Below are 22,125 nucleotides of genomic sequence, written 5' to 3'. Positions count from 1 at the left end.
AAGTTGCAGGACAAAACGGCTAGTCGTTTTGAACAGCGCTTGCGCTGGCCCCGTAAGGACGAGGCCCAGGGATGGGCCGATTTATTGCCCACGCCTATGCAACTTGAAGTATGACGGGAACAGATTTATTCGCCCTTTTTCGCCGCCTGGATGTACAGCATCTCCAGCGCCAGGGTCGCCGCCGCCAGAGCGGTAATTTCGGACTGATCGTAGGCCGGGGCGACTTCCACCACGTCCATCCCGACGATGTTCAGGTCCTTCAGGCCGCGCACCAGCTTGATCGCGCGGTCGGAGGTCAGCCCACCGATAACCGGGGTACCGGTGCCTGGCGCAAACGCCGGATCCAGACAGTCGATATCAAAGGTCAGGTACACCGGCATGTCGCCGACGATCTGCTTCACCTGGGCAATCACGTCATCAACGCTGCGGTCGTTAACCTGGCCGGCGTCGAGCACCGTAAAGCCATTGTCTTTGTCGAACTCGGTGCGGATCCCGATCTGTACGGAGTGGTTCGGATCGATAAGCCCTTCGTTCGGCGCGGTATAGAACATGGTGCCGTGGTCGAACTCGCAGCCGTTGGCGTAGGTATCGGTGTGAGCATCGAAGTGCACCAGCGCCATTTTACCAAAGTGCTTGGCATGGGCGCGCAGCAGCGGCAGGGTAACGAAGTGGTCGCCGCCAAAGGAGAGCATACGTTTGCCGGCCGCCAGCAGCTTCTCGGCGTGAGCCTGCAGCTTCTCGCTCATTTCGCGCGCGTCGCCGAAGGCGTACACCAGATCCCCGCAGTCCACCACGTTCAGGCGCTCGCGCATATCGAAGTTCCACGGGAAACGGTTGTGCTCCCAGGCAAGGTTAGTGGAAACCTGACGGATCGCCGCCGGGCCATGACGGCCGCCCGCGCGCCCGGAGGTCGCCATATCGAACGGCACGCCGGTGATGACCCAGTCCGCATCGCTTTCATACGGCATAAAGTTCATTGGCAAACGCAGAAAGCCAAAGGCATTGGATACCAGGGAGTTATCGTATTGATGACCTAAAGTGCTCATGGATATGACCTCTTTTGACAGTCGTGGAACGTAAAAAATAAGTATAAAAAAACCCCTCCGCGTCGTTAGGCCCGACGAGGAAGGGTTTGATAGATAAATCGCTTATTGGCGTGAATTATCGCCGGTAATGCATACGGGTTCAAGTGAGTATCGCATGCTGCCGGATGACGGCTTCGCCTTATCCGGCCGACATACGCAGGCCCGGTCAGCGCAGCGCCACCGGGCATCAGCGGCTACTCGTCTTCCAGATAAGTATAGCCGTACAGTCCCGCCTCGAACTCCTCGAGGAACTGCTGCTGCAGCGCGTCGTCCAGACCGGTATTTTTCACCTGATCGCGGAACTGGGTCAGCAGCGTGTTCGGATCCAGCTGCACATACTGCAGCATATCCGCCACGGTATCGCCCTCGTCGGACAGCTCAACCTCAACGCTGCCGTCAGGGAAGACGAACACGTCCACCGCCTCGGTATCGCCGAACAGGTTATGCATGTTGCCGAGGATCTCCTGATAGGCGCCAACCATGAAGAAGCCCAGCATCGGCGGGTTCTCCGGGTCGTATTCCGGCATCGGCATGGTGGTGGCGATCCCGTCGCCGTCCACGTAGTGATCGATGGCGCCATCGGAATCGCAGGTGATGTCCAGCAGCACCGCGCGGCGCTCCGGCGACTTGTTCAGCCCTTCCAGCGGCATCACCGGGAACAGCTGATCGATCCCCCAGGCATCCGGCATCGACTGGAACAACGAGAAGTTGACGTAGATTTTATCCGCCATTCGCTCCTGCAGCTCATCGATGATGGGACGATGGGCGCGGTTGCTCGGGTCGAGCTGCTTCTGCACCTCATGGCACATGTTCAGATACAGCTGTTCCGCCCACGCGCGCTCCTGCAGGTTGAAGGTGCCTGAGGAGTAGCCGATGTGGATATCGTGCAGGTCCATCTGGCTGTCGTGCAGCCATTCGCGCAGCGAGCGGCGGTTGCCGGTCTCGTGCATCTCCAGCCAGGTTTCCCACATGCTCTGCAGCGGACGCGCAGCGTCTTCCGCCGGCGGGGTCGCCTCGGTGTATTCGTTACGCTCAACGCCGATGATGTTGGAAACCAGCACGGTATGGTGCGCGGTCACCGCGCGGCCGGACTCGGTGATCACCGTCGGGTGCGGCAGGCCATTCTCTTCGCAGGCATCGCCGATCGCCCAGATGATATTGTTGGCGTATTCGTTCAGACCGTAGTTCACCGAGCAATCGGACTGCGAGCGGGTGCCTTCATAGTCCACGCCCAGGCCGCCGCCGACGTCGAAGCACTGAATATTGACACCCAGCTTATGTAGTTCGACGTAGAAACGCGCCGATTCACGCACGCCGGTGGCGATATCGCGAATGTTAGCCATCTGCGAACCGAGGTGGAAGTGCAGCAGTTGCAGGCTCTCAAGATGGCCTGCCTCGCGCAGAATTTCGACCAGTTGCAGCACCTGGGTCGCTGCGAGGCCGAACTTGGACTTCTCGCCGCCGGAGGACTGCCATTTACCGGAGCCCTGCGAGGCCAGACGCGCACGTACGCCGAGGCGCGGCACCACGTTCAGGCGCTCGGCCTCTTCCAGTACGATAGCGATCTCGGACATCTTCTCAATGACCAGATAGACCTTGTGGCCCATCTTCTCGCCCACCAGCGCCAGACGGATATATTCGCGGTCTTTATAACCATTACAGACGATGACGCTGCGGGTCATCCCGGCGTGCGCCAGCACGGCCATCAGTTCCGCTTTCGAACCGGCTTCCAGGCCCAGCGGCTCGCCGGAATGGATCAGCGATTCAATCACGCGACGGTGCTGGTTAACCTTGATCGGGTAGACGAGGAAGTAATCGCCGTTATAGCCATACGATTCACGCGCGCGTTTGAAGGCGGCGTTGATCGAGCGCAGGCGGTGCTGCAGGATCTGCGGGAAGCAGAACAGCGCCGGCAAGCGCTGCCCTTGCGCCTCGCGGGCTTTGACTAATTCCGCGAGGTCAACGCGCGCTTCCGGGACGTCCGGATCCGGGCAAACGCTGATGTGGCCCAGTTCGTTGACGTCATAATAGTTATTGCCCCACCAGGCAATATTATAAGTACGCAGCATCTTGCTGGCTTCCTGGGAGCTCATCGCTACCTCCTGCATGGAACGTAGTACACCGTGTTCGCCTGCTGACGAAGGCGAAACCATAGACATGTCGTCAGACATAGCGAACCTCAATTTTTAATAATAAGTGTAAGACAGTTAACTACTATCGCAGTCCAAAGATGCGATAACAACCCATGAACAGTCCTAAAGCCCAGCACTATCTGCTGGTTTTGCGACTGCGCGACCGGTTTCTTATTCATATCATCGTAAAACACGTAGCCGAACAGAGTATGACAGTCCGGAGAAACCACGAGAAAACTCTTGCCAGGCAAGAGCGCCCTTGTTCAGTTTTCTGACGGCCGACCGGCCCTGGAATCCTGAGAAGCGCCGAGATGGGGTGAACATCGGCTGGTTTGCATGAGAGAGATGCAGGTTGCGGAGTGCTGACGCGCGACAGAACGACGCGACGAATCAAACGAAAAACATTGGTTCATTATCTGGTATCACCTCCACACCGCCCTGCGACAGGGTCGGCGACAAGCCAAAGCTATACATACCGGGCAACAGGCGCTACGCCGCTGCGAGATTCTGTAAATACAGACTGCTTAACCCGGCTGGAAGTGGCACCACAGGGCCATGCCCCGTGCGCTTTTTTAATGAGCCGCGCGCGGCGTTTTATACCGAGAAGCGGGGTAAAAAGCAAAATAAAAATGTGCCTGTTTGCGCGGTTGTCAGGAAATTTTGCCAGGCGGGTTTTCCCATAAATGCGACCGCCATCAAAAAAGGCTGGAAATGGGCTCAAGATTTGACCTAAAATGGCCGTCCAGAAGTTAATCCGTCTATACTGATTAACACTCAGACTGCTCGTGTCGCTACCTGCGCGGCTTTGCGCTGATTATCCACCAAAGCCACATTACACAACAGTATGAGCTATCCGAATCGTCCACAGGTGAAATAAAATATGGCAAAACACCTTTTTACGTCTGAGTCCGTATCAGAAGGGCATCCTGACAAAATTGCTGACCAAATCTCCGATGCCGTGCTGGATGCGATCCTCGAGCAGGATCCGAAAGCGCGTGTCGCATGTGAAACCTATGTCAAAACCGGCATGGTGCTGGTAGGCGGCGAAATCACCACCAGCGCATGGGTTGATATCGAAGAGATCACCCGCAACACCGTCCGCGAAATTGGCTACGTGCATTCCGATATGGGCTTTGACGCCAACTCGTGCGCCGTACTGAGCGCCATTGGTAAACAGTCTCCGGACATTAACCAGGGCGTTGACCGTGCCGATCCGCTGGAACAGGGCGCCGGCGACCAGGGGCTGATGTTTGGCTACGCCACTAACGAAACCGACGTGCTGATGCCGGCGCCGGTGACTTACGCTCACCGTCTGGTGCAGCGTCAGGCTGAAGTGCGTAAAAACGGCACCCTGCCGTGGCTGCGCCCGGATGCGAAAAGCCAAGTGACCTTCCAGTATGACGACGGCAAAATCGTCGGCATCGACGCGGTCGTTCTGTCGACTCAACACGCGGAAGATATCGATCAGAAATCCCTGCAGGAAGCAGTGATGGAAGAGATCATCAAGCCGATTCTGCCGACCGAATGGCTCAACGCGTCCACCAAATTCTTCATCAACCCGACCGGCCGTTTCGTTATTGGCGGCCCGATGGGCGACTGCGGTCTGACCGGTCGTAAGATCATCGTTGATACCTACGGCGGCATGGCTCGCCACGGCGGCGGCGCGTTCTCCGGTAAAGATCCGTCTAAAGTTGACCGTTCCGCAGCCTACGCGGCGCGCTATGTGGCGAAGAACATCGTTGCCGCAGGCCTGGCCGATCGTTGCGAAATTCAGGTTTCCTACGCTATCGGCGTTGCAGAACCGACGTCCATCATGGTGGAAACCTTTGGCACCGAGAAAGTGCCTTCTGAACAGCTGACCCTGCTGGTGCGCGAGTTCTTCGACCTGCGTCCATACGGCCTGATTCAGATGCTGGATCTGCTGCACCCGATCTACAAAGAAACCGCAGCCTACGGTCACTTTGGTCGCGAACATTTCCCATGGGAAAAAACCGACAAAGCGGCGCTGCTGCGGGAAGCGGCCGGTCTGAAATAATCTCCGCGCTTCCTCTCTTCAAGGCCAGCCTCGCGCTGGCCTTTTTATTTACACCTCCCCCCCTTTTCTGCGCCCCCATTTCAACGCGCGGCCGCCACAAAATGAAAGCGATTACATAGTAAAGACTGTCACCTTCTGCCCAAAGACGCTATCTCCTGTACCCATTTTTCACAATGTTACATATTGTTTCGGTCAACTCTGATTACCGTTTTTCAAAATGTCGTCTATCCTTGTTTATGTTGCTGATTTAAAAAGCATTTAATGAATTACGTTTCTTTACCTTTGTGGAAACGATTACACAGCCGTGATTATAGTCACGTTTTTTTACCGACGAGTGTCCTACCCTAACCATCGACAGAATCAATAACTCAACTGGAGGGCGTTATGCCTGACAACAAAAAACAAGGGCGTTCGAACAAGACTATGACGTTCTTCGTCTGTTTCCTCGCCGCGCTGGCTGGCCTGCTGTTCGGCCTTGATATCGGTGTTATTGCGGGTGCCTTACCCTTTATTGCCAATGAGTTCCAGATTTCCGCCCACACCCAAGAGTGGGTGGTCAGCTCCATGATGTTCGGGGCTGCCGTCGGCGCGGTCGGCAGCGGCTGGCTCTCTTTCAAACTGGGCCGGAAAAAGAGCCTGATGATCGGCGCAATCCTCTTCGTCGCCGGTTCGCTGTTCTCTGCCGCCGCGCCAAACGTCGAGATCCTGCTGGTTTCCCGTGTGCTGCTCGGCCTGGCGGTGGGCGTCGCCTCATATACGGCTCCGCTGTATCTGTCGGAAATCGCGCCAGAAAAAATTCGCGGCAGTATGATTTCCATGTACCAGCTGATGATCACCATCGGGATCCTTGGCGCCTATCTCTCTGACACCGCTTTCAGCTACAGCGGCGCATGGCGCTGGATGCTCGGGGTTATCATCATTCCGGCGGTATTGCTGCTGATCGGCGTTATCTTCCTGCCGGACAGCCCGCGCTGGTTCGCCGCCAAACGTCGCTTTGTCGATGCGGAACGCGTGCTGCTGCGCCTGCGCGATACCAGCGCCGAAGCGAAACGCGAGCTCGATGAAATCCGTGAAAGCCTGAAGGTAAAACAGTCCGGCTGGTCGCTGTTTAAAGACAACAGCAACTTCCGCCGCGCGGTGTTCCTCGGCATCCTGCTGCAGGTGATGCAACAGTTCACCGGGATGAACGTCATCATGTACTACGCGCCGAAGATCTTTGAGCTGGCGGGTTATGCCAACACCACTGAGCAAATGTGGGGGACAGTGATCGTCGGTCTGACTAACGTGCTGGCCACCTTTATCGCCATCGGTCTGGTCGACCGCTGGGGCCGTAAACCGACGCTGATCCTTGGCTTTATCGTGATGGCCGCGGGTATGGGCGTCCTGGGTACGATGATGCACATCGGCATTCACTCCTCTACCGCCCAGTACATCGCCGTCCTAATGCTGCTGATGTTCATCGTCGGTTTCGCCATGAGCGCCGGCCCACTGATTTGGGTACTGTGCTCCGAAATCCAGCCGCTGAAAGGCCGCGACTTCGGTATCACCTGCTCCACAGCGACCAACTGGATTGCCAACATCATTGTCGGCGCCACCTTCCTGACCATGCTCAACTCGCTGGGCAGCGCCAATACCTTCTGGGTGTACGGCGGTCTGAACGTGCTGTTTATCCTGCTGACGCTGTGGCTGATCCCGGAAACCAAAAACGTCTCGCTGGAACATATTGAACGTAACCTGATGCAGGGTCGTCCACTGCGCGAGATCGGTGCCCGCGATTAACCTTCCTGAGCTTCCTCCCATCCCGGGAGGAAGCTTCCTCTTGCTCTCCCCCCTCCGCCGCACTATCCTCTGGCGCTATGAAAACGCCCCGTATTCCCATCGCTATTCAGCAGGCCGTCATGCGCAGCCTGCGGGAGCATCTCGCCAATGCGAATCGCAAGCTGGAACGCCGCTATGCGGAACCGACGCTGGTCTACCAGCAGCGTGGTACTTCCGCCGGCACCGCCTGGCTGGAGAAAAACGAAATTCGTTTAAACCCGGTGCTACTGCTGGAAAATCAGCGGGAGTTTATCGATGAAGTGGTGCCGCATGAGCTGGCGCACCTGCTGGTCTGGCAGCATTTCGGCCGCGTCGCGCCGCACGGGAAAGAGTGGAAATGGATGATGGAGAGCGTCCTTGGCGTTCCCGCGCGTCGCACCCACCGCTTTGAACTCGCTTCGGTCCGCCAGAACACCTTCCCCTATCGCTGTCGCTGTCAGCAGCACCAGCTCACCGTCCGTCGCCATAACCGGGTGGTTCGCGGCGAGGCCACCTACCGCTGCGTTCGCTGCGGCGATCTGCTGGTGGCTGAAAAATAACCATCGGAATTAATTAGAAACTTTCTGATCTGACTGATTGCATCCGGCACCCTCATTCGCTACGTTGCGGGCTCGTTTTGACACGGAGTTAACGATGTCCCGTATGCATGTTTTAGCCGTAGCGGTATTGAGCGCGGCAGTCAGTGGTCCGCTTGCGGCCGCTGGTATTAATAGTTTTTCCCAGGCCAAAGCCGCTGGCGTCAAAGTGAATGCCGACGTTCCGGGCGATTTTTATTGCGGCTGTAAAATCGACTGGCAGGGGAAAAAAGGCGTTATCGATTTGGAATCCTGCGGCTATAAAGTGCGTAAAAATGAGAACCGCGCCAGCCGGGTTGAATGGGAGCACGTAGTGCCGGCATGGCAGTTCGGCCATCAGCGTCAGTGCTGGCAGGAGGGTGGACGTAAAAACTGCGCCAAAGATCCGGAATACCGCAAGATGGAAAGCGACATGCACAACCTGCAGCCGGCGGTGGGAGAAGTGAATGGCGATCGCGGCAACTTCATGTACAGCCAGTGGAACGGCGGTGAAGGCCAGTACGGCCAGTGCACCATGAAGGTCGATTTTAAAGATAAAATCGCCGAGCCCCCTGCCCGCGCTCGCGGCGCTATCGCCCGCACCTACTTCTATATGCGCGACCGCTATCAGCTGAATCTTTCCCGCCAGCAAACTCAGCTGTTTACCGCCTGGAATAAACAGTACCCGGTCACCGCCTGGGAATGTGAACGTGATGAGCGCATCGCGAAAGTGCAGGGCAACCATAATCCGTATGTCCAGCAGGCTTGCCAGGCGCAAAAGAGCTAACCTACACTAGCGGCAATTGTTAATTTGCAGCCCTGTGCTTCCCGCCCGATGGCGGGAAGCTGGCATCTGCGCAACGAACGGAATATCAAGCATGCGCATTCCTCGCATCCATCATCCAGAACGCCTCATTGTCGGCAGCCAGATCGCGCTGAGCGATGACGCGGCCAACCACGTCGGCCGCGTCCTGCGCATGACCGCCGGTCAGCACCTACAGCTTTTTGACGGCAGTAACCAGGTGTTTGACGCGGTCATCACCGAGGCCGGTAAGAAAAACGTTACGGTTGAGGTGCTCAGTGGCGAACCCGACGATCGGGAATCGCCGCTGCATATCCATTTAGGCCAGGTGATGTCCCGCGGCGAAAAAATGGAATTCACCATCCAGAAATCGATCGAACTCGGGGTAAGCCTCATAACGCCACTGTTTTCCGAGCGCTGCGGCGTTAAACTGGATGCCGAACGTTTGCAGAAAAAGATCCAGCAGTGGCAGAAAATCGCTATTGCCGCCTGCGAACAGAGCGGTCGTAACGTGGTACCGGAAATACGTCCGGCGATGCAGCTGGAGGCGTGGTGCGCCGAGCAGGACAGCGGGCTGAAGCTCAACCTGCACCCGCGCGCCAGCGCCAGCATTAACACGCTGCCGCTGCCGGTTGAACGCGTCCGTCTGCTGATTGGCCCGGAAGGCGGGCTGTCGGCTGAAGAGATAGCGATGACCGCGCAATACCAGTTTACTGATATCCTGTTGGGACCGCGCGTTCTGCGTACAGAGACTACTGCGCTCACCGCCATCACCGCCCTACAGGTGCGTTTTGGCGACTTAGGTTGAGGCGTTAACGGAGAAGAACCATGATCAAGCTCGGCATCGTGATGGATCCCATCGCAACCATCAACATCAAGAAAGACACCAGCTTCGCTATGTTGCTGGAGGCGCAGCGTCGCGGCTATGAACTCCATTATATGGAGATGAACGACCTCTATTTGATCAACGGCGAAGCCCGCGCCCGGACGCGCACGCTGAGCGTCGAACAGAACTACGATAAATGGTATGACTTCACCGGCGAGCAGGATCTGCCGCTTGCGGACCTTGACGTCATCCTGATGCGTAAGGATCCGCCGTTTGATACCGAATTTATTTATGCCACCTACATCCTGGAGCGAGCGGAAGAGAAAGGCACGCTTATCGTCAACAAGCCGCAGAGTCTGCGCGACTGTAACGAGAAGCTGTTCACCGCCTGGTTCTCTGAACTGACTCCGGAAACGTTGGTCACCCGCAATAAAGCCCAGCTGAAAGCCTTCTGGGAAAAGCACGGCGATATCATCATGAAACCGCTCGACGGCATGGGCGGCGCCTCTATTTTCCGTGTTAAAGCCGGCGATCCAAACCTTGGGGTGATTGCCGAGACGCTGACCGAACTGGGCAGCCGCTACTGCATGGCGCAGAACTATCTGCCGGCCATTAAAGATGGCGACAAGCGCGTGTTGGTAGTGGATGGAGAGCCCGTGCCTTACTGCCTGGCGCGAATTCCGCAGGGTGGCGAGACCCGCGGCAATCTGGCCGCCGGCGGCCGCGGCGAAGCCCGCCCGTTGACCGAAAGCGACTGGGAAATCGCCCGCCGCGTCGGCCCGACGCTGAAGGCCAAAGGCCTTATCTTCGTCGGCCTGGATATCATCGGCGACCGTCTGACGGAAATTAACGTCACCAGCCCCACCTGCGTACGCGAAATCGAAGCCGCCTTCCCGGATATTTCGATCACCGGTATGCTGATGGACGCTATCGAAAGACGTATCGATAAATAAGCACGACGGCGGACCAACGTCCGCTTTTGGCGCAGCGAGCGCGGATTACCGCGCTCGTGAAACGTTGCCAGCCTGACGCCACTCGGGCGCCAGCCAGATAAAGTGCATCGACACCATTCTACTTTGCCCGCATACTGGGTGTTGCTTTTTTGAACCAGGAACGAACCTCTGACAATGAATTTACAGCATCACTTTCTGATTGCCATGCCCGCGCTTCAGGACCCCATTTTCCGCCGCTCCGTAGTCTATATCTGCGAGTACAACGACGAGGGTGCCATGGGCATTATTATCAATAAGCCGCTGGAAAATCTGCAGGTGGAAGGGATCCTTGAGAAGCTCAAAATTGTCCCGGAGCCGCGCAATCCAGAGATCCGTCTGGATAAACCGGTGATGCTGGGAGGCCCGCTGGCGGAAGACCGCGGCTTCATTTTGCATACCCCGCCCTCTGACTTTTCCTCGAGCATTCGCATCTCGGATAACACGGTGATTACCACCTCGCGGGATGTTCTTGAAACCTTAGGTACCGATCGGCAGCCGGGCAACGTGCTGGTTGCGTTGGGCTACTCTTCGTGGGAGAAAGGGCAGCTGGAGCAGGAGATTTTAGATAATGCCTGGCTCACCGCCCCGGCGGATCAGAATATTCTTTTCCGTACGCCGATCGCCGATCGCTGGCGCGAGGCGGCTAAACTGATTGGTATCGACATTGTGACGATGCCAGGCGTCGCGGGGCATGCGTGATGAGCGGAACCTTTCTCGGCTTTGACTTTGGCACCAAAAGCATCGGCGTGGCGGTGGGACAACGCATCACCGCGACCGCACGACCATTACCGGCGCTGAAGGCGCAGGACGGTAAACCGGACTGGAACGTCATCGAAAAACTGCTTAAAGAGTGGCAGCCTGAGGCGGTAATCGTCGGCCTGCCGCTCAATATGGACGGCACCGAGCAACCGCTGACGGCGCGCGCGCGTAATTTCGCCAATAAAATTCATGGCCGCTTTGGCGTCGCGATCCTTCTCCACGATGAACGGCTGAGTACGGTTGAGGCCCGCGCGGGCCTGTTTGAACACGGCGGCTACCGGGCGCTGAATAAAGGCAGCGTCGATTCAGCCTCTGCCGTAGTCATACTGGAAAGCTACTTCGAGCAGAGCTTTTAAACTCTGCCCTCCTGCGCCGCCGGCGGACCGCTGACGGCGCACGTTTACCCGCTTAGTGGCGCAGATGTTCGTTAGCCCAGCTCACCGCCTGGGTGCGATTTTTCACGCTCAGTTTACGAAACACATTGTACAGGTGCGTCCGCACCGTGTTCTCGCTGATAAACAGCGCGCGGGCGATATCCAGGTTCGTTGCGCCGCAGCGCAGTTCGTTGAGGATCTCGCATTCCCGCTCGGTCAGCGGCGAGTTCTCTACTGGAGTCGATGCATGGTCCGCAGCGTACATCGCCGGGTGCATCACGCTCAATTCAGCCGTCTGCTCGCCGTTCAGCACGGCCTTAACGCCCTCAATTAAGCGCGATTCATCATCGTCATGACGGAACACGCCATATAAAGCCGGCCACTGCGCCATTTCGTATAGCTCATACTTTTGTGCGCTATTAATAATCAACAAACGAGGATTATCTGCCTGCAGGCGAATAATATCCCGCCACACCCCGTTTAATTTCTTATTTGACACTGCAATATCAAATAATATTACAGAATCTTTTGCCAAACGCTGCGCCAGCGGTTTATTAATATTTTGTAAAACCACCGGTGCCATCAGGGTTTCGCTCAGATAGCTGGCAAAGGCTTTGCTTTGAATCGACGGGTGGGTAATAAAGGTTACCTGACGAGAAGATGATGAATTTCCATTTAAATTAATCACTTAAAACTCTCCTTAGCTGTTACCCACCGCCATGGTGGTTAAATGAATAAAAAAAGATACAAACAGTCGTGAATTTATAAATCACCAAGGTAATTTACAAACTGAAACGTTATTCCATGAGAATCATCCTATTCCCACAAACAGCATAAATCGAATGACTCAAAGCTGTCAAAAGATAATCAAACTTTTTTCCTGGAAATGCGTATTCACTGTCGACATATCTAATCTGAATGTGTTATTTGAATTTATAATCAAAAGTTATTTGTATTACCAAATAATATTAATAAACAACAAATAAACATTCATCTAACATATCATTTAACCTGTCATATCAATCTCTTTCTCATCTTATAGCGCGCCTGCAGCGACACGTTGCTGAAAACTCTGGGTAAAGGTCAACATTCCGGCCTGCATCCCGGTCTGCATCACACCAGGCAATTGATGTACTTTTCCTTCACGGATCAAATTCGCCACCGCTGGCGTGTTGACCAGAAGCTCGTATAGCGCAACTCTCCCGCCCTGACGTGCAGGTAACAATTTTTGCGCCAGCACCGCGCACAGGCTTCCGGCAAGCTGGCTACGAACCTGATCTTTCTCCTCCGCCGGAAAGACATCGATCAATCTCTCCACCGCCGGCGCCGCGCCGCGGGTATGTAATGTCGCCATTACCAGGTGCCCGGTCTCCGCCGCGGTTAACGCCAGGCGAATGGTTTCGCTGTCGCGTAGCTCCCCGAGCAGGATCACATCCGGATCCTGGCGCAGCGCCACGCGGAGCGCCGCGGCGAACGAAGGACAGTGACGGCCAACTTCCCGCTGCTGGATCAGACAGCGCTCGCTGTGATGAATAAATTCCACCGGATCTTCAAGCGTCAGAATATGGCCATCAAGATGCTGATTGAGGTGCCCCACCATTGCCGCCAGGGTGGTCGACTTGCCGCTGCCCGTCGCTCCGGTGACCAACAGCAAACCACTCTCTTCCGCCAGCAGTTCGCTCAGCGCAGGCGGGGCGCCGAGCGTGTCCAGACGCGGGCACTGTTCAGGAAGGAGGCGCAGCACCAGCGATATCCCACGCGTATGGGCGAAGGCGCTGGCGCGCAGCCGCGCACCGCAGGCCAGGTTCAGCGCAAAGTCAATCTGGCCGTGTTCCTGCCAGTGCAGTAACTGTGCGGCATCGAGCCAGTCATTGAGTAAATTCGCAATATCCGGCGCGGGAAAGGGCGCGGGCTCCAGCCTGCCCTGCCGCCGCCAGCGCGGTGCGGCGGAATTGCACAGGTGTAGATCGGAGACATTATGCTTTACACTAAGGGCTACGATTTCTTCCAGCTTCATAACTCATCCTCGGAATATGAACGATATTGCGCATAACCTGGCACAGGTCCGGGACAAAATCTCCGGTGCTGCCGCCCGATGCGGGCGTGCGCCAGAAGAAGTGACATTGCTTGCAGTGAGTAAAACGAAACCTGCGAGCGCGATCGAAGAAGCCATTGCGGCAGGCCAGCGGGCATTTGGTGAAAACTACGTCCAGGAGGGCGTGGAGAAGATTAACCATTTCCAGCAGGCTGGCGTCAGCGGGCTGCAGTGGCACTTTATTGGCCCCCTGCAGTCCAACAAAAGCCGGTTGGTGGCAGAGCATTTTGACTGGTGCCACACCGTCGATCGGCTGAAAATCGCCACCCGCCTGAACGAGCAGCGCCCGGCGCATTTACCGCCGCTGAAGGTGCTGATTCAAATTAACATCAGCGATGAGCAGAGCAAATCCGGCATCCCGCTGGAAGCGCTCGACGGCTTAGCGGCGGAGATCGCTGAGTTACCTCATCTGGAACTGCGCGGCCTGATGGCCATCCCCGCGCCTGAGTCAGAATATGTAAGGCAGTTTGCCGTCGCCCGGCAAATGGCGGTAGCATTTGCGCGATTAAAAACGCGGTACCCCACGGTCGATACGTTGTCTCTGGGAATGTCGGACGATATGGAAGCCGCAATCGCGGCGGGAAGCACGATGGTGCGCATCGGTACAGCCATTTTTGGTGCGCGCGACTACAGCAAATAATAAGGAATCTGAGGAACGCCATGAAGACGTTGACTTTCCTGCTTTCAACGGTCATTGAGCTTTACACGATGGTCGTGTTGTTACGCGTCTGGATGCAGTGGGCGCGCTGCGACTTTTACAATCCGTTTTCGCAGTTTGTGGTGAAAGCCACGCAGCCGATTGTCGGACCGCTGCGCCGGATTATCCCGGCAATGGGGCCGATTGACAGCGCCTCGCTGCTGGTGGCATTTATTCTCTGCGTCATCAAAGCGATCGTGCTGTTTATGGTGATCACCTTCCAGCCGATCATCTGGATCTCCGCTCTGCTTATTCTGCTGAAAACCATCGGCTCGTTGATCTTCTGGGTACTGCTATTGATGGCGATCATGAGCTGGGTCAGCCAGGGCCGTAGCCCGGTGGAGTATGTGCTGATGCAGCTGGCGGACCCGCTGCTGCGCCCTATCCGCAACCTGCTGCCGTCGATGGGCGGTATCGATTTCTCGCCGATGGTGCTGGTACTGCTGTTGTACGTAATCAATATGGGCATCGCCGAAGTGCTGCAGGCCACCGGTAATGTACTGCTGCCGGGGCTGTGGATGGCGCTATGAGTGCCGTTGAAACCTGCGCTGACGGGCTGGTGTTGAGGCTGTACATTCAGCCTAAGGCCAGCCGCGATAGCATCGTGGGCGTACATGGCGACGAGCTTAAAGTCGCCATTACCGCCCCGCCCGTTGATGGCCAGGCCAATGCCCACCTGGTGAAATTTCTCGCCAAACAGTTCCGCGTCGCCAAAAGCCAGGTACTGATTGAAAAAGGCGAGCTGGGCCGCCATAAGCAAGTTAAAATCATCGCCCCACAACAGATCCCGACTGCGGTCGCGGCGCTAACTGAATAAACAGGATTCATCATGCAAAAAGTCGTCCTCGCTACCGGCAACGCCGGCAAAGTGCGCGAACTGGCCTCGCTGCTGGAAGATTTTGGTCTCGATATCGTCGCTCAGACCGAGCTTGGCGTGGACTCTGCGGAAGAGACCGGCCTGACCTTCATTGAAAACGCGATTCTGAAAGCGCGCCACGCGGCGCAGATCACCGGCCTGCCGGCCATCGCCGACGATTCCGGTCTGGCCGTCGATGCTCTTGGCGGCGCGCCGGGTATTTACTCCGCACGCTATTCCGGCGTCGATGCCAGCGACCAGCAGAATCTTGAGAAGCTGCTCGACGCGTTAAAAGACGTGCCGGACGACCAGCGTCAGGCCCAGTTCCACTGCGTGCTGGTCTATCTGCGCCATGCCGAGGATCCCACGCCGCTGGTGTGCCACGGCAGCTGGCCTGGGGTAATCACCCGACAAGCCGCCGGTCATGGCGGCTTCGGTTACGACCCGATCTTCTTCGTCCCGTCAGAAGGTAAAACCGCGGCCGAACTGAGCCGTGAAGAAAAGAGCGCCATTTCCCATCGCGGGCAGGCGCTGAAACTGTTACTGGAAGCATTACGTAATGGCTAATTTGCCGCCGCTGAGTCTCTATATCCATATTCCCTGGTGCGTGCAGAAATGCCCGTACTGCGATTTTAATTCGCATGCGCTGAAAGGCGAGGTGCCGCATGATGACTACGTCCAGCATCTGCTGAACGATCTGCAGGCTGATGCGCAATATGCCCAGGGACGGGAAATAGGCACTATTTTTATCGGCGGCGGTACGCCGAGCCTGCTGTCCGGCCCGGCCATGCAAACCCTGCTCGATGGCGTCCGCGCCTGCCTGCCGCTGGCCGCCGGGGCGGAAATCACCATGGAAGCCAACCCGGGTACCGTGGAGGCCGATCGCTTCGTTGATTATCAGCGCGCCGGGGTAAACCGCATCTCCATCGGCGTACAAAGCTTTAGCGAACCGAAGCTGCAGCGCCTGGGGCGGATCCACGGCCCGGAGGAAGCCAAGCGCGCAGCACGTCTCGCCAGCGGCCTCGGCTTGCGCAGCTTCAACCTCGACCTGATGCACGGTCTGCCGGACCAGTCGCTGGAGGAGGCACTGGACGATCTGCGTCAGGCGATTGCCCTCAACCCGCCGCACCTGTCGTGGTACCAGCTGACCATTGAGCCGAACACCTTGTTCGGCTCCCGGCCGCCGGTGCTGCCGGATGACGACGCGCTATGGGATATTTTCGAGCAGGGGCATCAGCTGCTGAGCGCCGCCGGCTATCAGCAGTACGAGACGTCCGCCTATGCTAAGCCAGGCTTCCAGTGTCAGCATAATCTCAACTACTGGCGCTTTGGCGACTACCTCGGCATCGGCTGCGGCGCGCACGGCAAGATCACCTTCCCTGACGGACGCATTCTGCGAACCGCCAAAACCCGCCACCCGCGCGGGTATATGGAAGGCCGTTACCTTGAGCGTCAGCATGATGTGGAAGAAGCGGATAAACCGTTTGAGTTCTTTATGAACCGTTTTCGCCTGCTGGAGGCCGCGCCGCGCGCGGAGTTCAGCTTGTATACCGGCCTTGATGAGCAGGTTATCCGTCAGCAAATCGATGCCGCTATCGCCGAAGGCTATCTGCTGGAAGATGCGCAAAACTGGCAAATTACCGAGCACGGTAAACTGTTTTTAAATTCGCTGCTGGAGCTGTTCCTCAGCGAAGAGTAATCCCTGCGGGCGGCACGTCGTCGCCCGTATCTTTCCCCTTACATCCTCCCCCGCTACGGTCAAATCGACTGGCGTTTTTTTGTTCACTTATTTGCAGCGAATCACAAAATCCGATCGACTTTTTTCCTTTTCTTGACTCATTTTTTGCGCAGTGGTAATCCTGCTTCATCGGTTGAGCAAATGTAAAACCGACGTATCCTACATGTAAATTATTGGTAACTCTGATTAAAAAAGTCTCTGTAACGTCGGCGCAACCCGGCGGGCTTAAGCCTATAAAAAAGAGGGTAACACAATGAATTACCGTAATATTTTTATCACACTCGCCGCACTATCCGGCGCCGTCACGGCTTCAGCCTGGTCTGCAGAGTCCGCCACCGTGGCCTTTTTAATGCCCGATCAGGCCTCTACCCGCTATGAACAGCACGACTTCCCCGGTTTTAAGGCGGAAATGAGCAAGCTTTGCGCGGATTGTAAGGTCATCTATCAGAATGCCAACGCCAACGCGTCGCTCCAGCAGCAGCAGCAGTTCAACTCGGTTATCGCCCAGGGGGCGAAAGTGATCGTCCTGGATCCGGTTGACTCTTCCGCCGCCGCCGCGCTGGTCGAAAACGCCCAAGCGCAGGGGGTCAAGGTCATTGCCTATGATCGCCCGGTACCAGACAAACCGGCTGATTTCTACGTCTCATTTGATAACGAGGGCATTGGCTACGCCATCGCAAAATCTCTTACCGACCATCTGAAAGCGAGCGGCGTGCCGCAGGATGCCGGCGTGCTGCAAATTAACGGTTCGCCAACCGATGCCGCCGCAGGGCTGATCCGCGACGGTATCCATCGCGGATTGAAAGAGTCCGGTTACAAAACGTTGGCCGAATTCGACACCCCGGAGTGGGCGCCGCCGAAAGCCCAGGAGTGGACCGCCGGGCAGGTTACCCGCTTTGGCGACAAAATTAAGGGCGTGGTCGCGGCAAACGACGGTACCGGCGGCGGCGCAATTGCCGCCTTTAAGGCTGCCGGCGTCCAGCCGCTGCCGCCGGTCACCGGCAATGACGCCACTATCGCCGCGCTGCAGCTGATCATCGCTGGCGATCAGTACAACACCATCTCCAAGCCATCGGAGATCGTCGCCGCGGCGGCGGCCAAAGTGGCGGTTGATTTTATCCAGGGCAAAAAACCGCAGGCCAGCACCACCCTGTACAACACCCCTTCCCAGCTATTTACCCCGGAAGTGGTGACGGCCAAAAACATCAAAGCGGAAATCTTCGATAAAAAAATCCAGACCTGGGATCAGGTGTGTAGCGGCGAGTACGCCGCCGCCTGCCAGAAGTTAGGCATCAGCAAGTAACTTTTGCCCCTGCGCCCGCCGCGGCGGGCGCGATTTCGCCATTATTGAGGTCGTTTTGTATGCCGCAACAACAACACAACTCCGCCGCCGGGCGGCCAATACTGCAACTGCGCAACGTCTCTAAACATTTTGGCGCGGTGTCCGCGCTGACGGATATCGAATTAGAAGTCCACGCCGGCGAGGTGGTCGCGCTGGTCGGCGACAACGGCGCGGGCAAATCCACGCTGGTGAAGATCCTCGCCGGCGTCCACCAGCCGACCTCCGGCACCATTGAGTTTGACGGCAACCCCGTCACCCTCGATAGCCCCGGCAAGGCGCTGGAATACGGTATTGCCACGGTGTTTCAGGATCTGGCGCTGTGTGAAAACCTTGATGTGGTGGCAAACCTGTTTCTGGGTCATGAAATTTCGCCGTTCCAGCTCGATGAAGTGGCGATGGAAGTGAAAGCCTGGACGCTGCTGCAGGAGCTGGCGGCACGTATTCCGTCGGTACGCGAACCGGTGGCATCGCTTTCCGGCGGCCAGCGGCAGACCGTCGCCATCGCCCGTTCGCTGCTGCTGAACCCTAAAATCATTATGCTCGATGAACCCACCGCGGCGCTGGGCGTCGCGCAGACCGCGGAAGTGCTCAACCTGATTGAGCGCGTTCGCGAGCGCGGGCTTGGCGTCATCATCATCAGTCACAACATGGAAGACGTTCGCGCCGTCGCCGACCGTATCGTGGTGCTGCGTCTCGGGCGCAACAAAGGGATCTTCACGCCCGATGCTTCTAATCAGGATCTGGTCGCCGCGATCACCGGCGCGACGGAAAACGCCGTCTCACGCCGGGTTGAACGTAAATCACAGCCAACGACTTCCGGAGCGATGTAATTTTATGAACAGTAAGACCGCATCCCACACCGCGCTGGATCGCAGCGATGAGCGCGTTCGTCACGACGAGGGGCTGTTCGGCGCCCTACGCGCGCAGATAACCCGCATCAAAACCGGCGATCTCGGCACCGCGCCGGTGATAGCCGGGCTGATTGTGATTTCCCTGGTTTTCACCTTCCTCAACCCGGTCTATATCGCGCCGAATAACCTGGTGAACCTGCTGTTTGACTGCGCGACGGTCGGGTTTATCTCGCTCGGCATCGTCTGCGTGCTAATGCTTGGTGAGATAGACCTGTCGGTCGGCTCCATGAGCGGCCTGGCATCGGCTATCGTCGGCGTGCTGTGGGTGAACGCAGGATGGCCGCTGGCGGGAGCCATCGCCGTGGCGCTGGCCTGCGGCGTGGCCGTCGGGCTGGTCTACGCGCTGCTGTATACCCGCGTCGGAATGCCGAGTTTCGTCGCCACTCTCGCCGGCCTGCTGGCGCTGCTGGGTATGCAGCTGTATATCCTCGGGCCGAGCGGCAGCATCAACCTGCCCTATACTTCGCCGCTGGTGCGCTTTGGCCAACTGCTGGTGATGCCCGGCTGGTTCTCACACCTGATGGCATTGCTGCCAGGGCTGGCGATCCTTATTTTTGGCCTGAAAAAACGCTCGCGGCGCCTGGCGGCCAATCTTTCCGCCGAGGGAGTCAGCTCGCTAGTGGCGCGCGCGATCGCGCTGACGATTATCTTCGAGGCCGCGGTGCTTTACCTCAATCAGGGGCGCGGTATTCCATGGATTTTCGGTCTCTTTGTCGCCTGCGTGATGATCCTCAACTACGCGCTGAAACGGACAAAATGGGGTCGCTCGATGTTCGCGGTTGGCGGCAACCGTGAAGCGGCGCGCCGTTCGGGCATTAACGTGCGGGCGATTTATGTGAGCGCTTTCGTCCTGTGTACCACGCTTGCGACCTTCGGCGGCATTCTCGCGGCGTCGCGACTGGCTTCCGCCAGCCAGCAGGCCGGCACCGGCGACGTCAACCTCAACGCCATCGCCGCGGCGGTGATCGGCGGCACCAGCCTGTTTGGCGGACGCGGCAGCGCCTGGTCCGCGCTATTGGGGATCATCGTGATTCAGTCGATTTCAAATGGGCTGACGCTGTTGAACCTGCCGTCTTCGCTGCGCTATATCATTACCGGCGCGGTACTGGCGATTGCGGTAATCATTGATTCTCTGGCTCGCCGTTCACGCGTGTCGCACGGCCGCGCCTGAGTGGCGAAGTGCGCGGCCCAAAGGTATGCGGGCCGCGAAATTTTGATTATTTTAACGAGCCAACCAGCGCTTTGCGGCTGTCCTCCAGCGATACCACCCGGCTGCAGACGTCCTTACCAAACTGCTGGAAATCGGCCTCCTGGTTTTTCCATTCCTCCTGAATCGCCGTTTGCAGGCCGCCGAGGCTGCCGAGAATGCCCTGTAGCGGATTACCGCCGCCTTTGAGCACCGCTTTCGCCCCCATCTCGTTAATGCTGTCCTGCAGAATGCCGCCCATCGCCTGATTCACCAGCTGCTGGCCATCGGCGCGTACCTGGTCGATAGCTTTATAGTGGAAGGTCAGGCCATCGCTGCGACGTTCGATAATGCGGTTCATCTGTTCTTTCAGCTGCGCGTCCAGTTTGGTCAGGCGACCGTGCATGCTGCTGTTGGCGCCAACCTGTTCGGTAATGATTTTATCCAGCGCCTTGCGGCTTTTTTCGACTCGCGAACGCGCGCCTTGGTCAATCCACGGCAGGCTGCTGCGCAGGCTGGCCTGATAATCCTGCGCCTGTTCGCGCTGGGCGGCGCTGAGCGCATAGGCCTTGCCGTTAAAGGTCAGATTGCCGTCCGGCTTTATCACCAGATCGCCGTTTTCCCCTTTCACCTGCACCTGCTGCGGGCTGAGGATCACATCGTCACGCGGCGTGACGCTACACTGGTAGTCCGCATGGGCAGACAAAGCGGTGATGGAGAGCGCCACCGCCAGCAGCGTTTTACGCATCATAAAACTCCCTTAAGACAAAACGGGCCGGCAATTGCCGACCCTTGTCAAACTTAGTCCCACCAGACGTCAAAAAGTTCGCTGGTGCGCACATCCTCTAACTTACGCGCTTCCAGCCATTTGCGTACGATAGCCTGATGCTCTTCAGTGCACTTACCAATCTCCTGCATGCAGATGAGCCCTTCCCAGGAGAGATAACCGCTGCCGTCGAAGGCCAGCTTGTTCGGCTCTATCACCTCTTCGATCAGATCGTTGACCGTCTGGTCGATCTGCTCTTCGCTGGTCCCTTCCGGGAAACGCCAGGCGACGGAGAAGCCTAACTCCTGAAACTCATCGATATGCATTTTTTTACGCAGACGACGGCTACGATTCTTGGCCATTATTTCACCCTCTCGAACATTAAGTCCCATACGCCGTGGCCGAGACGATGGCCACGCTGTTCAAATTTGGTTACCGGGCGCGATTCCGGGCGCGGTACGTAATCGTTGCTTGCCGACTGGTTACGATAGCCTTCCAGCGAGGACATGACTTCCAGCATATGCACGGCATAAGCTTCCCAGTCGGTCGCCATATGGAAGACGCCGCCGAGCTTCAGCTTGCTTTTCACCAGCTCAGCGAAAGGCGGCTGCACGATACGACGTTTATTATGACGCGCTTTATGCCACGGATCAGGGAAAAACAGTTGCACCATATTCAGCGAGTTATCCGGGATCATGGTATGTAGCACTTCCACTGCATCGTGACACATTACGCGCAGGTTTTGTACGCCTTCTTCTTCCGCAGAAGCCAGACAAGCGCCAACGCCCGGGGAGTGTACTTCAATGCCGAGGAAATTCTGTTCCGGTTTGGCTTTCGCCATCGCCACCAGCGAGGCGCCCATCCCGAAGCCAATTTCTAAGGTGACCGGCGCGTCACGGCCAAACAGGGCGGCGAAATCGAGCGGCGCATCGTTGAATTCAACGCCCATCACCGGCCAAATGTTATCCAGCGCATGCTGCTGCCCTTTCGTCAGGCGGCCCTGGCGACGGACGAAGCTACGAATACGGCGCAGCGGGCGACCGTTTTCATCGAATTCCGGAGAGATGACGTCGTTTTTCATAAAAGTTTGGTCTGCTTGTGAATGTGTTCGGAAAACGGGCATTATCCAAAGTTACCCGGCGGATGCAAGGGTTTAC

Annotated in this window: 24 protein-coding genes; 16 read left to right on the top strand and 8 right to left on the bottom strand. The window is 57.2% G+C overall.

Annotated elements, in window-relative coordinates:
* Positions 1 to 125: 125 nt before the first annotated feature.
* The 3 genes from speB to yqgB all read right to left on the bottom strand — a co-directional run bounded on the left by speB (position 126) and on the right by yqgB (position 3,396).
* Positions 126 to 1,046: an agmatinase gene (speB, locus tag AB1E37_RS03775; RefSeq protein WP_002916572.1), complete on the bottom strand. Its 921-nt coding sequence runs from the start codon at positions 1,044 to 1,046 to the stop codon at positions 126 to 128.
* Positions 1,047 to 1,279: 233 nt separating this feature from the next.
* Complete coding sequence (gene speA, locus AB1E37_RS03770; protein ID WP_004149805.1) at positions 1,280 to 3,256, bottom strand: biosynthetic arginine decarboxylase; 1,977 nt, start codon at positions 3,254 to 3,256, stop codon at positions 1,280 to 1,282.
* An 8-nt stretch (positions 3,257 to 3,264) separates the two neighbouring features.
* Positions 3,265 to 3,396, bottom strand: a complete 132-nt coding sequence (yqgB, locus tag AB1E37_RS03765) for an acid stress response protein YqgB (protein WP_002916578.1) — start codon at positions 3,394 to 3,396, stop codon at positions 3,265 to 3,267.
* Positions 3,397 to 4,097: 701 nt separating this feature from the next.
* Here yqgB and metK point away from each other — a divergent pair.
* From metK to ruvX, 8 genes are all read left to right on the top strand, one after another.
* Entirely contained in the window at positions 4,098 to 5,252 is a 1,155-nt protein-coding gene (metK, locus tag AB1E37_RS03760; RefSeq protein ID WP_004149807.1) for a methionine adenosyltransferase, read from the top strand.
* Between the two features lie 384 nt (positions 5,253 to 5,636).
* The gene (locus tag AB1E37_RS03755) at positions 5,637 to 7,031 is read left to right on the top strand and encodes a sugar porter family MFS transporter (protein ID WP_367777018.1); all 1,395 of its coding nucleotides are present in this window, start codon (positions 5,637 to 5,639) and stop codon (positions 7,029 to 7,031) included.
* Between the two features lie 77 nt (positions 7,032 to 7,108).
* The gene (locus tag AB1E37_RS03750) at positions 7,109 to 7,609 is read left to right on the top strand and encodes a SprT family zinc-dependent metalloprotease (RefSeq protein WP_002916588.1); all 501 of its coding nucleotides are present in this window, start codon (positions 7,109 to 7,111) and stop codon (positions 7,607 to 7,609) included.
* A 94-nt stretch (positions 7,610 to 7,703) separates the two neighbouring features.
* Positions 7,704 to 8,411, top strand: coding sequence for a deoxyribonuclease I (gene endA, locus AB1E37_RS03745; RefSeq protein ID WP_002916589.1), 708 nt, complete (start codon positions 7,704 to 7,706; stop codon positions 8,409 to 8,411).
* A 91-nt stretch (positions 8,412 to 8,502) separates the two neighbouring features.
* Positions 8,503 to 9,234, top strand: a complete 732-nt coding sequence (gene rsmE / locus AB1E37_RS03740; RefSeq protein ID WP_002916597.1) for a 16S rRNA (uracil(1498)-N(3))-methyltransferase — start codon at positions 8,503 to 8,505, stop codon at positions 9,232 to 9,234.
* Positions 9,235 to 9,254: 20 nt separating this feature from the next.
* Positions 9,255 to 10,205: a glutathione synthase gene (gene gshB, locus AB1E37_RS03735; RefSeq protein ID WP_002916600.1), complete on the top strand. Its 951-nt coding sequence runs from the start codon at positions 9,255 to 9,257 to the stop codon at positions 10,203 to 10,205.
* Positions 10,206 to 10,379: 174 nt separating this feature from the next.
* A complete protein-coding gene (locus AB1E37_RS03730) occupies positions 10,380 to 10,943 on the top strand; it encodes a YqgE/AlgH family protein (RefSeq protein WP_002916603.1) in 564 nt (187 codons plus the stop codon).
* Complete coding sequence (gene ruvX, locus AB1E37_RS03725) at positions 10,943 to 11,359, top strand: Holliday junction resolvase RuvX (RefSeq protein WP_002916605.1); 417 nt, start codon at positions 10,943 to 10,945, stop codon at positions 11,357 to 11,359. Before AB1E37_RS03730 ends, ruvX begins: the two co-directional genes overlap by 1 nt.
* 52 nt (positions 11,360 to 11,411) lie before the next feature.
* Here the strand turns inward: ruvX and AB1E37_RS03720 are convergent, their stop codons facing one another.
* Entirely contained in the window at positions 11,412 to 12,065 is a 654-nt protein-coding gene (locus tag AB1E37_RS03720) for a LuxR family transcriptional regulator (protein ID WP_002916607.1), read from the bottom strand.
* A gap of 348 nt (positions 12,066 to 12,413) precedes the next feature.
* Complete coding sequence (locus tag AB1E37_RS03715) at positions 12,414 to 13,394, bottom strand: type IV pilus twitching motility protein PilT (RefSeq protein WP_023282988.1); 981 nt, start codon at positions 13,392 to 13,394, stop codon at positions 12,414 to 12,416.
* A gap of 16 nt (positions 13,395 to 13,410) precedes the next feature.
* Here AB1E37_RS03715 and AB1E37_RS03710 point away from each other — a divergent pair, with 16 nt between their 5' ends.
* From AB1E37_RS03710 to AB1E37_RS03675, 8 genes are all read left to right on the top strand, one after another.
* Positions 13,411 to 14,112, top strand: a complete 702-nt coding sequence (locus AB1E37_RS03710; RefSeq protein ID WP_004144780.1) for a YggS family pyridoxal phosphate-dependent enzyme — start codon at positions 13,411 to 13,413, stop codon at positions 14,110 to 14,112.
* Between the two features lie 20 nt (positions 14,113 to 14,132).
* Positions 14,133 to 14,699 (top strand): YggT family protein, encoded by a 567-nt coding sequence (locus AB1E37_RS03705; protein ID WP_002916613.1) that lies wholly within the window; start codon positions 14,133 to 14,135, stop codon positions 14,697 to 14,699.
* A complete protein-coding gene (gene yggU, locus AB1E37_RS03700; RefSeq protein ID WP_002916614.1) occupies positions 14,696 to 14,986 on the top strand; it encodes a DUF167 family protein YggU in 291 nt (96 codons plus the stop codon). Before AB1E37_RS03705 ends, yggU begins: the two co-directional genes overlap by 4 nt.
* Positions 14,987 to 14,998: 12 nt before the next feature.
* Positions 14,999 to 15,592, top strand: coding sequence for an XTP/dITP diphosphatase (locus tag AB1E37_RS03695; protein ID WP_002916615.1), 594 nt, complete (start codon positions 14,999 to 15,001; stop codon positions 15,590 to 15,592).
* Entirely contained in the window at positions 15,585 to 16,724 is a 1,140-nt protein-coding gene (gene hemW / locus AB1E37_RS03690; RefSeq protein WP_004889776.1) for a radical SAM family heme chaperone HemW, read from the top strand. The genes AB1E37_RS03695 and hemW overlap by 8 nt, the downstream gene beginning before the upstream one ends.
* 292 nt (positions 16,725 to 17,016) lie before the next feature.
* Complete coding sequence (locus AB1E37_RS03685) at positions 17,017 to 18,066, top strand: sugar ABC transporter substrate-binding protein (RefSeq protein ID WP_032448116.1); 1,050 nt, start codon at positions 17,017 to 17,019, stop codon at positions 18,064 to 18,066.
* 59 nt (positions 18,067 to 18,125) lie between these two features.
* Entirely contained in the window at positions 18,126 to 18,935 is an 810-nt protein-coding gene (locus AB1E37_RS03680; RefSeq protein WP_004181271.1) for an ATP-binding cassette domain-containing protein, read from the top strand.
* Between the two features lie 4 nt (positions 18,936 to 18,939).
* Complete coding sequence (locus AB1E37_RS03675) at positions 18,940 to 20,187, top strand: sugar ABC transporter permease (RefSeq protein WP_004181281.1); 1,248 nt, start codon at positions 18,940 to 18,942, stop codon at positions 20,185 to 20,187.
* Between the two features lie 46 nt (positions 20,188 to 20,233).
* Here AB1E37_RS03675 and AB1E37_RS03670 read toward each other — a convergent pair whose 3' ends face one another.
* From AB1E37_RS03670 to trmB, 3 genes are read right to left on the bottom strand one after another with little or no spacing between them, the layout of a single operon-like run.
* Positions 20,234 to 20,953, bottom strand: coding sequence for a DUF2884 domain-containing protein (locus tag AB1E37_RS03670; RefSeq protein ID WP_004889772.1), 720 nt, complete (start codon positions 20,951 to 20,953; stop codon positions 20,234 to 20,236).
* Between the two features lie 50 nt (positions 20,954 to 21,003).
* The gene (locus AB1E37_RS03665; protein WP_002916620.1) at positions 21,004 to 21,330 is read right to left on the bottom strand and encodes a YggL family protein; all 327 of its coding nucleotides are present in this window, start codon (positions 21,328 to 21,330) and stop codon (positions 21,004 to 21,006) included.
* Positions 21,330 to 22,049: a tRNA (guanosine(46)-N7)-methyltransferase TrmB gene (gene trmB / locus AB1E37_RS03660; protein ID WP_002916627.1), complete on the bottom strand. Its 720-nt coding sequence runs from the start codon at positions 22,047 to 22,049 to the stop codon at positions 21,330 to 21,332. The genes AB1E37_RS03665 and trmB overlap by 1 nt, the downstream gene beginning before the upstream one ends.
* Positions 22,050 to 22,125 lie beyond the last annotated feature (76 nt).

It is taken from the genome of Klebsiella sp. Shm-1 (genome assembly GCF_040804525.1).
Lineage (GTDB): Bacteria > Pseudomonadota > Gammaproteobacteria > Enterobacterales > Enterobacteriaceae > Klebsiella > Klebsiella pneumoniae.
Note: the sequence above shows the minus strand (reverse complement) of the source record. Positions and strands in the feature narration are given on the sequence as shown.

Coding starts and splice junctions, on each gene's coding strand:
- speB (WP_002916572.1), bottom strand. CDS start 1,046: ATGAGCACTTTAGGTCATCAATACGATAACTCCCTGGTATCCAATGCC.
- speA (WP_004149805.1), bottom strand. CDS start 3,256: ATGTCTGACGACATGTCTATGGTTTCGCCTTCGTCAGCAGGCGAACAC.
- yqgB (WP_002916578.1), bottom strand. CDS start 3,396: ATGAATAAGAAACCGGTCGCGCAGTCGCAAAACCAGCAGATAGTGCTG.
- metK (WP_004149807.1), top strand. CDS start 4,098: ATGGCAAAACACCTTTTTACGTCTGAGTCCGTATCAGAAGGGCATCCT.
- AB1E37_RS03755 (WP_367777018.1), top strand. CDS start 5,637: ATGCCTGACAACAAAAAACAAGGGCGTTCGAACAAGACTATGACGTTC.
- AB1E37_RS03750 (WP_002916588.1), top strand. CDS start 7,109: ATGAAAACGCCCCGTATTCCCATCGCTATTCAGCAGGCCGTCATGCGC.
- endA (WP_002916589.1), top strand. CDS start 7,704: ATGTCCCGTATGCATGTTTTAGCCGTAGCGGTATTGAGCGCGGCAGTC.
- rsmE (WP_002916597.1), top strand. CDS start 8,503: ATGCGCATTCCTCGCATCCATCATCCAGAACGCCTCATTGTCGGCAGC.
- gshB (WP_002916600.1), top strand. CDS start 9,255: ATGATCAAGCTCGGCATCGTGATGGATCCCATCGCAACCATCAACATC.
- AB1E37_RS03730 (WP_002916603.1), top strand. CDS start 10,380: ATGAATTTACAGCATCACTTTCTGATTGCCATGCCCGCGCTTCAGGAC.
- ruvX (WP_002916605.1), top strand. CDS start 10,943: ATGAGCGGAACCTTTCTCGGCTTTGACTTTGGCACCAAAAGCATCGGC.
- AB1E37_RS03715 (WP_023282988.1), bottom strand. CDS start 13,394: ATGAAGCTGGAAGAAATCGTAGCCCTTAGTGTAAAGCATAATGTCTCC.
- AB1E37_RS03710 (WP_004144780.1), top strand. CDS start 13,411: ATGAACGATATTGCGCATAACCTGGCACAGGTCCGGGACAAAATCTCC.
- AB1E37_RS03705 (WP_002916613.1), top strand. CDS start 14,133: ATGAAGACGTTGACTTTCCTGCTTTCAACGGTCATTGAGCTTTACACG.
- yggU (WP_002916614.1), top strand. CDS start 14,696: ATGAGTGCCGTTGAAACCTGCGCTGACGGGCTGGTGTTGAGGCTGTAC.
- AB1E37_RS03695 (WP_002916615.1), top strand. CDS start 14,999: ATGCAAAAAGTCGTCCTCGCTACCGGCAACGCCGGCAAAGTGCGCGAA.
- hemW (WP_004889776.1), top strand. CDS start 15,585: ATGGCTAATTTGCCGCCGCTGAGTCTCTATATCCATATTCCCTGGTGC.
- AB1E37_RS03685 (WP_032448116.1), top strand. CDS start 17,017: ATGAATTACCGTAATATTTTTATCACACTCGCCGCACTATCCGGCGCC.
- AB1E37_RS03680 (WP_004181271.1), top strand. CDS start 18,126: ATGCCGCAACAACAACACAACTCCGCCGCCGGGCGGCCAATACTGCAA.
- AB1E37_RS03675 (WP_004181281.1), top strand. CDS start 18,940: ATGAACAGTAAGACCGCATCCCACACCGCGCTGGATCGCAGCGATGAG.
- AB1E37_RS03670 (WP_004889772.1), bottom strand. CDS start 20,953: ATGATGCGTAAAACGCTGCTGGCGGTGGCGCTCTCCATCACCGCTTTG.
- AB1E37_RS03665 (WP_002916620.1), bottom strand. CDS start 21,330: ATGGCCAAGAATCGTAGCCGTCGTCTGCGTAAAAAAATGCATATCGAT.
- trmB (WP_002916627.1), bottom strand. CDS start 22,049: ATGAAAAACGACGTCATCTCTCCGGAATTCGATGAAAACGGTCGCCCG.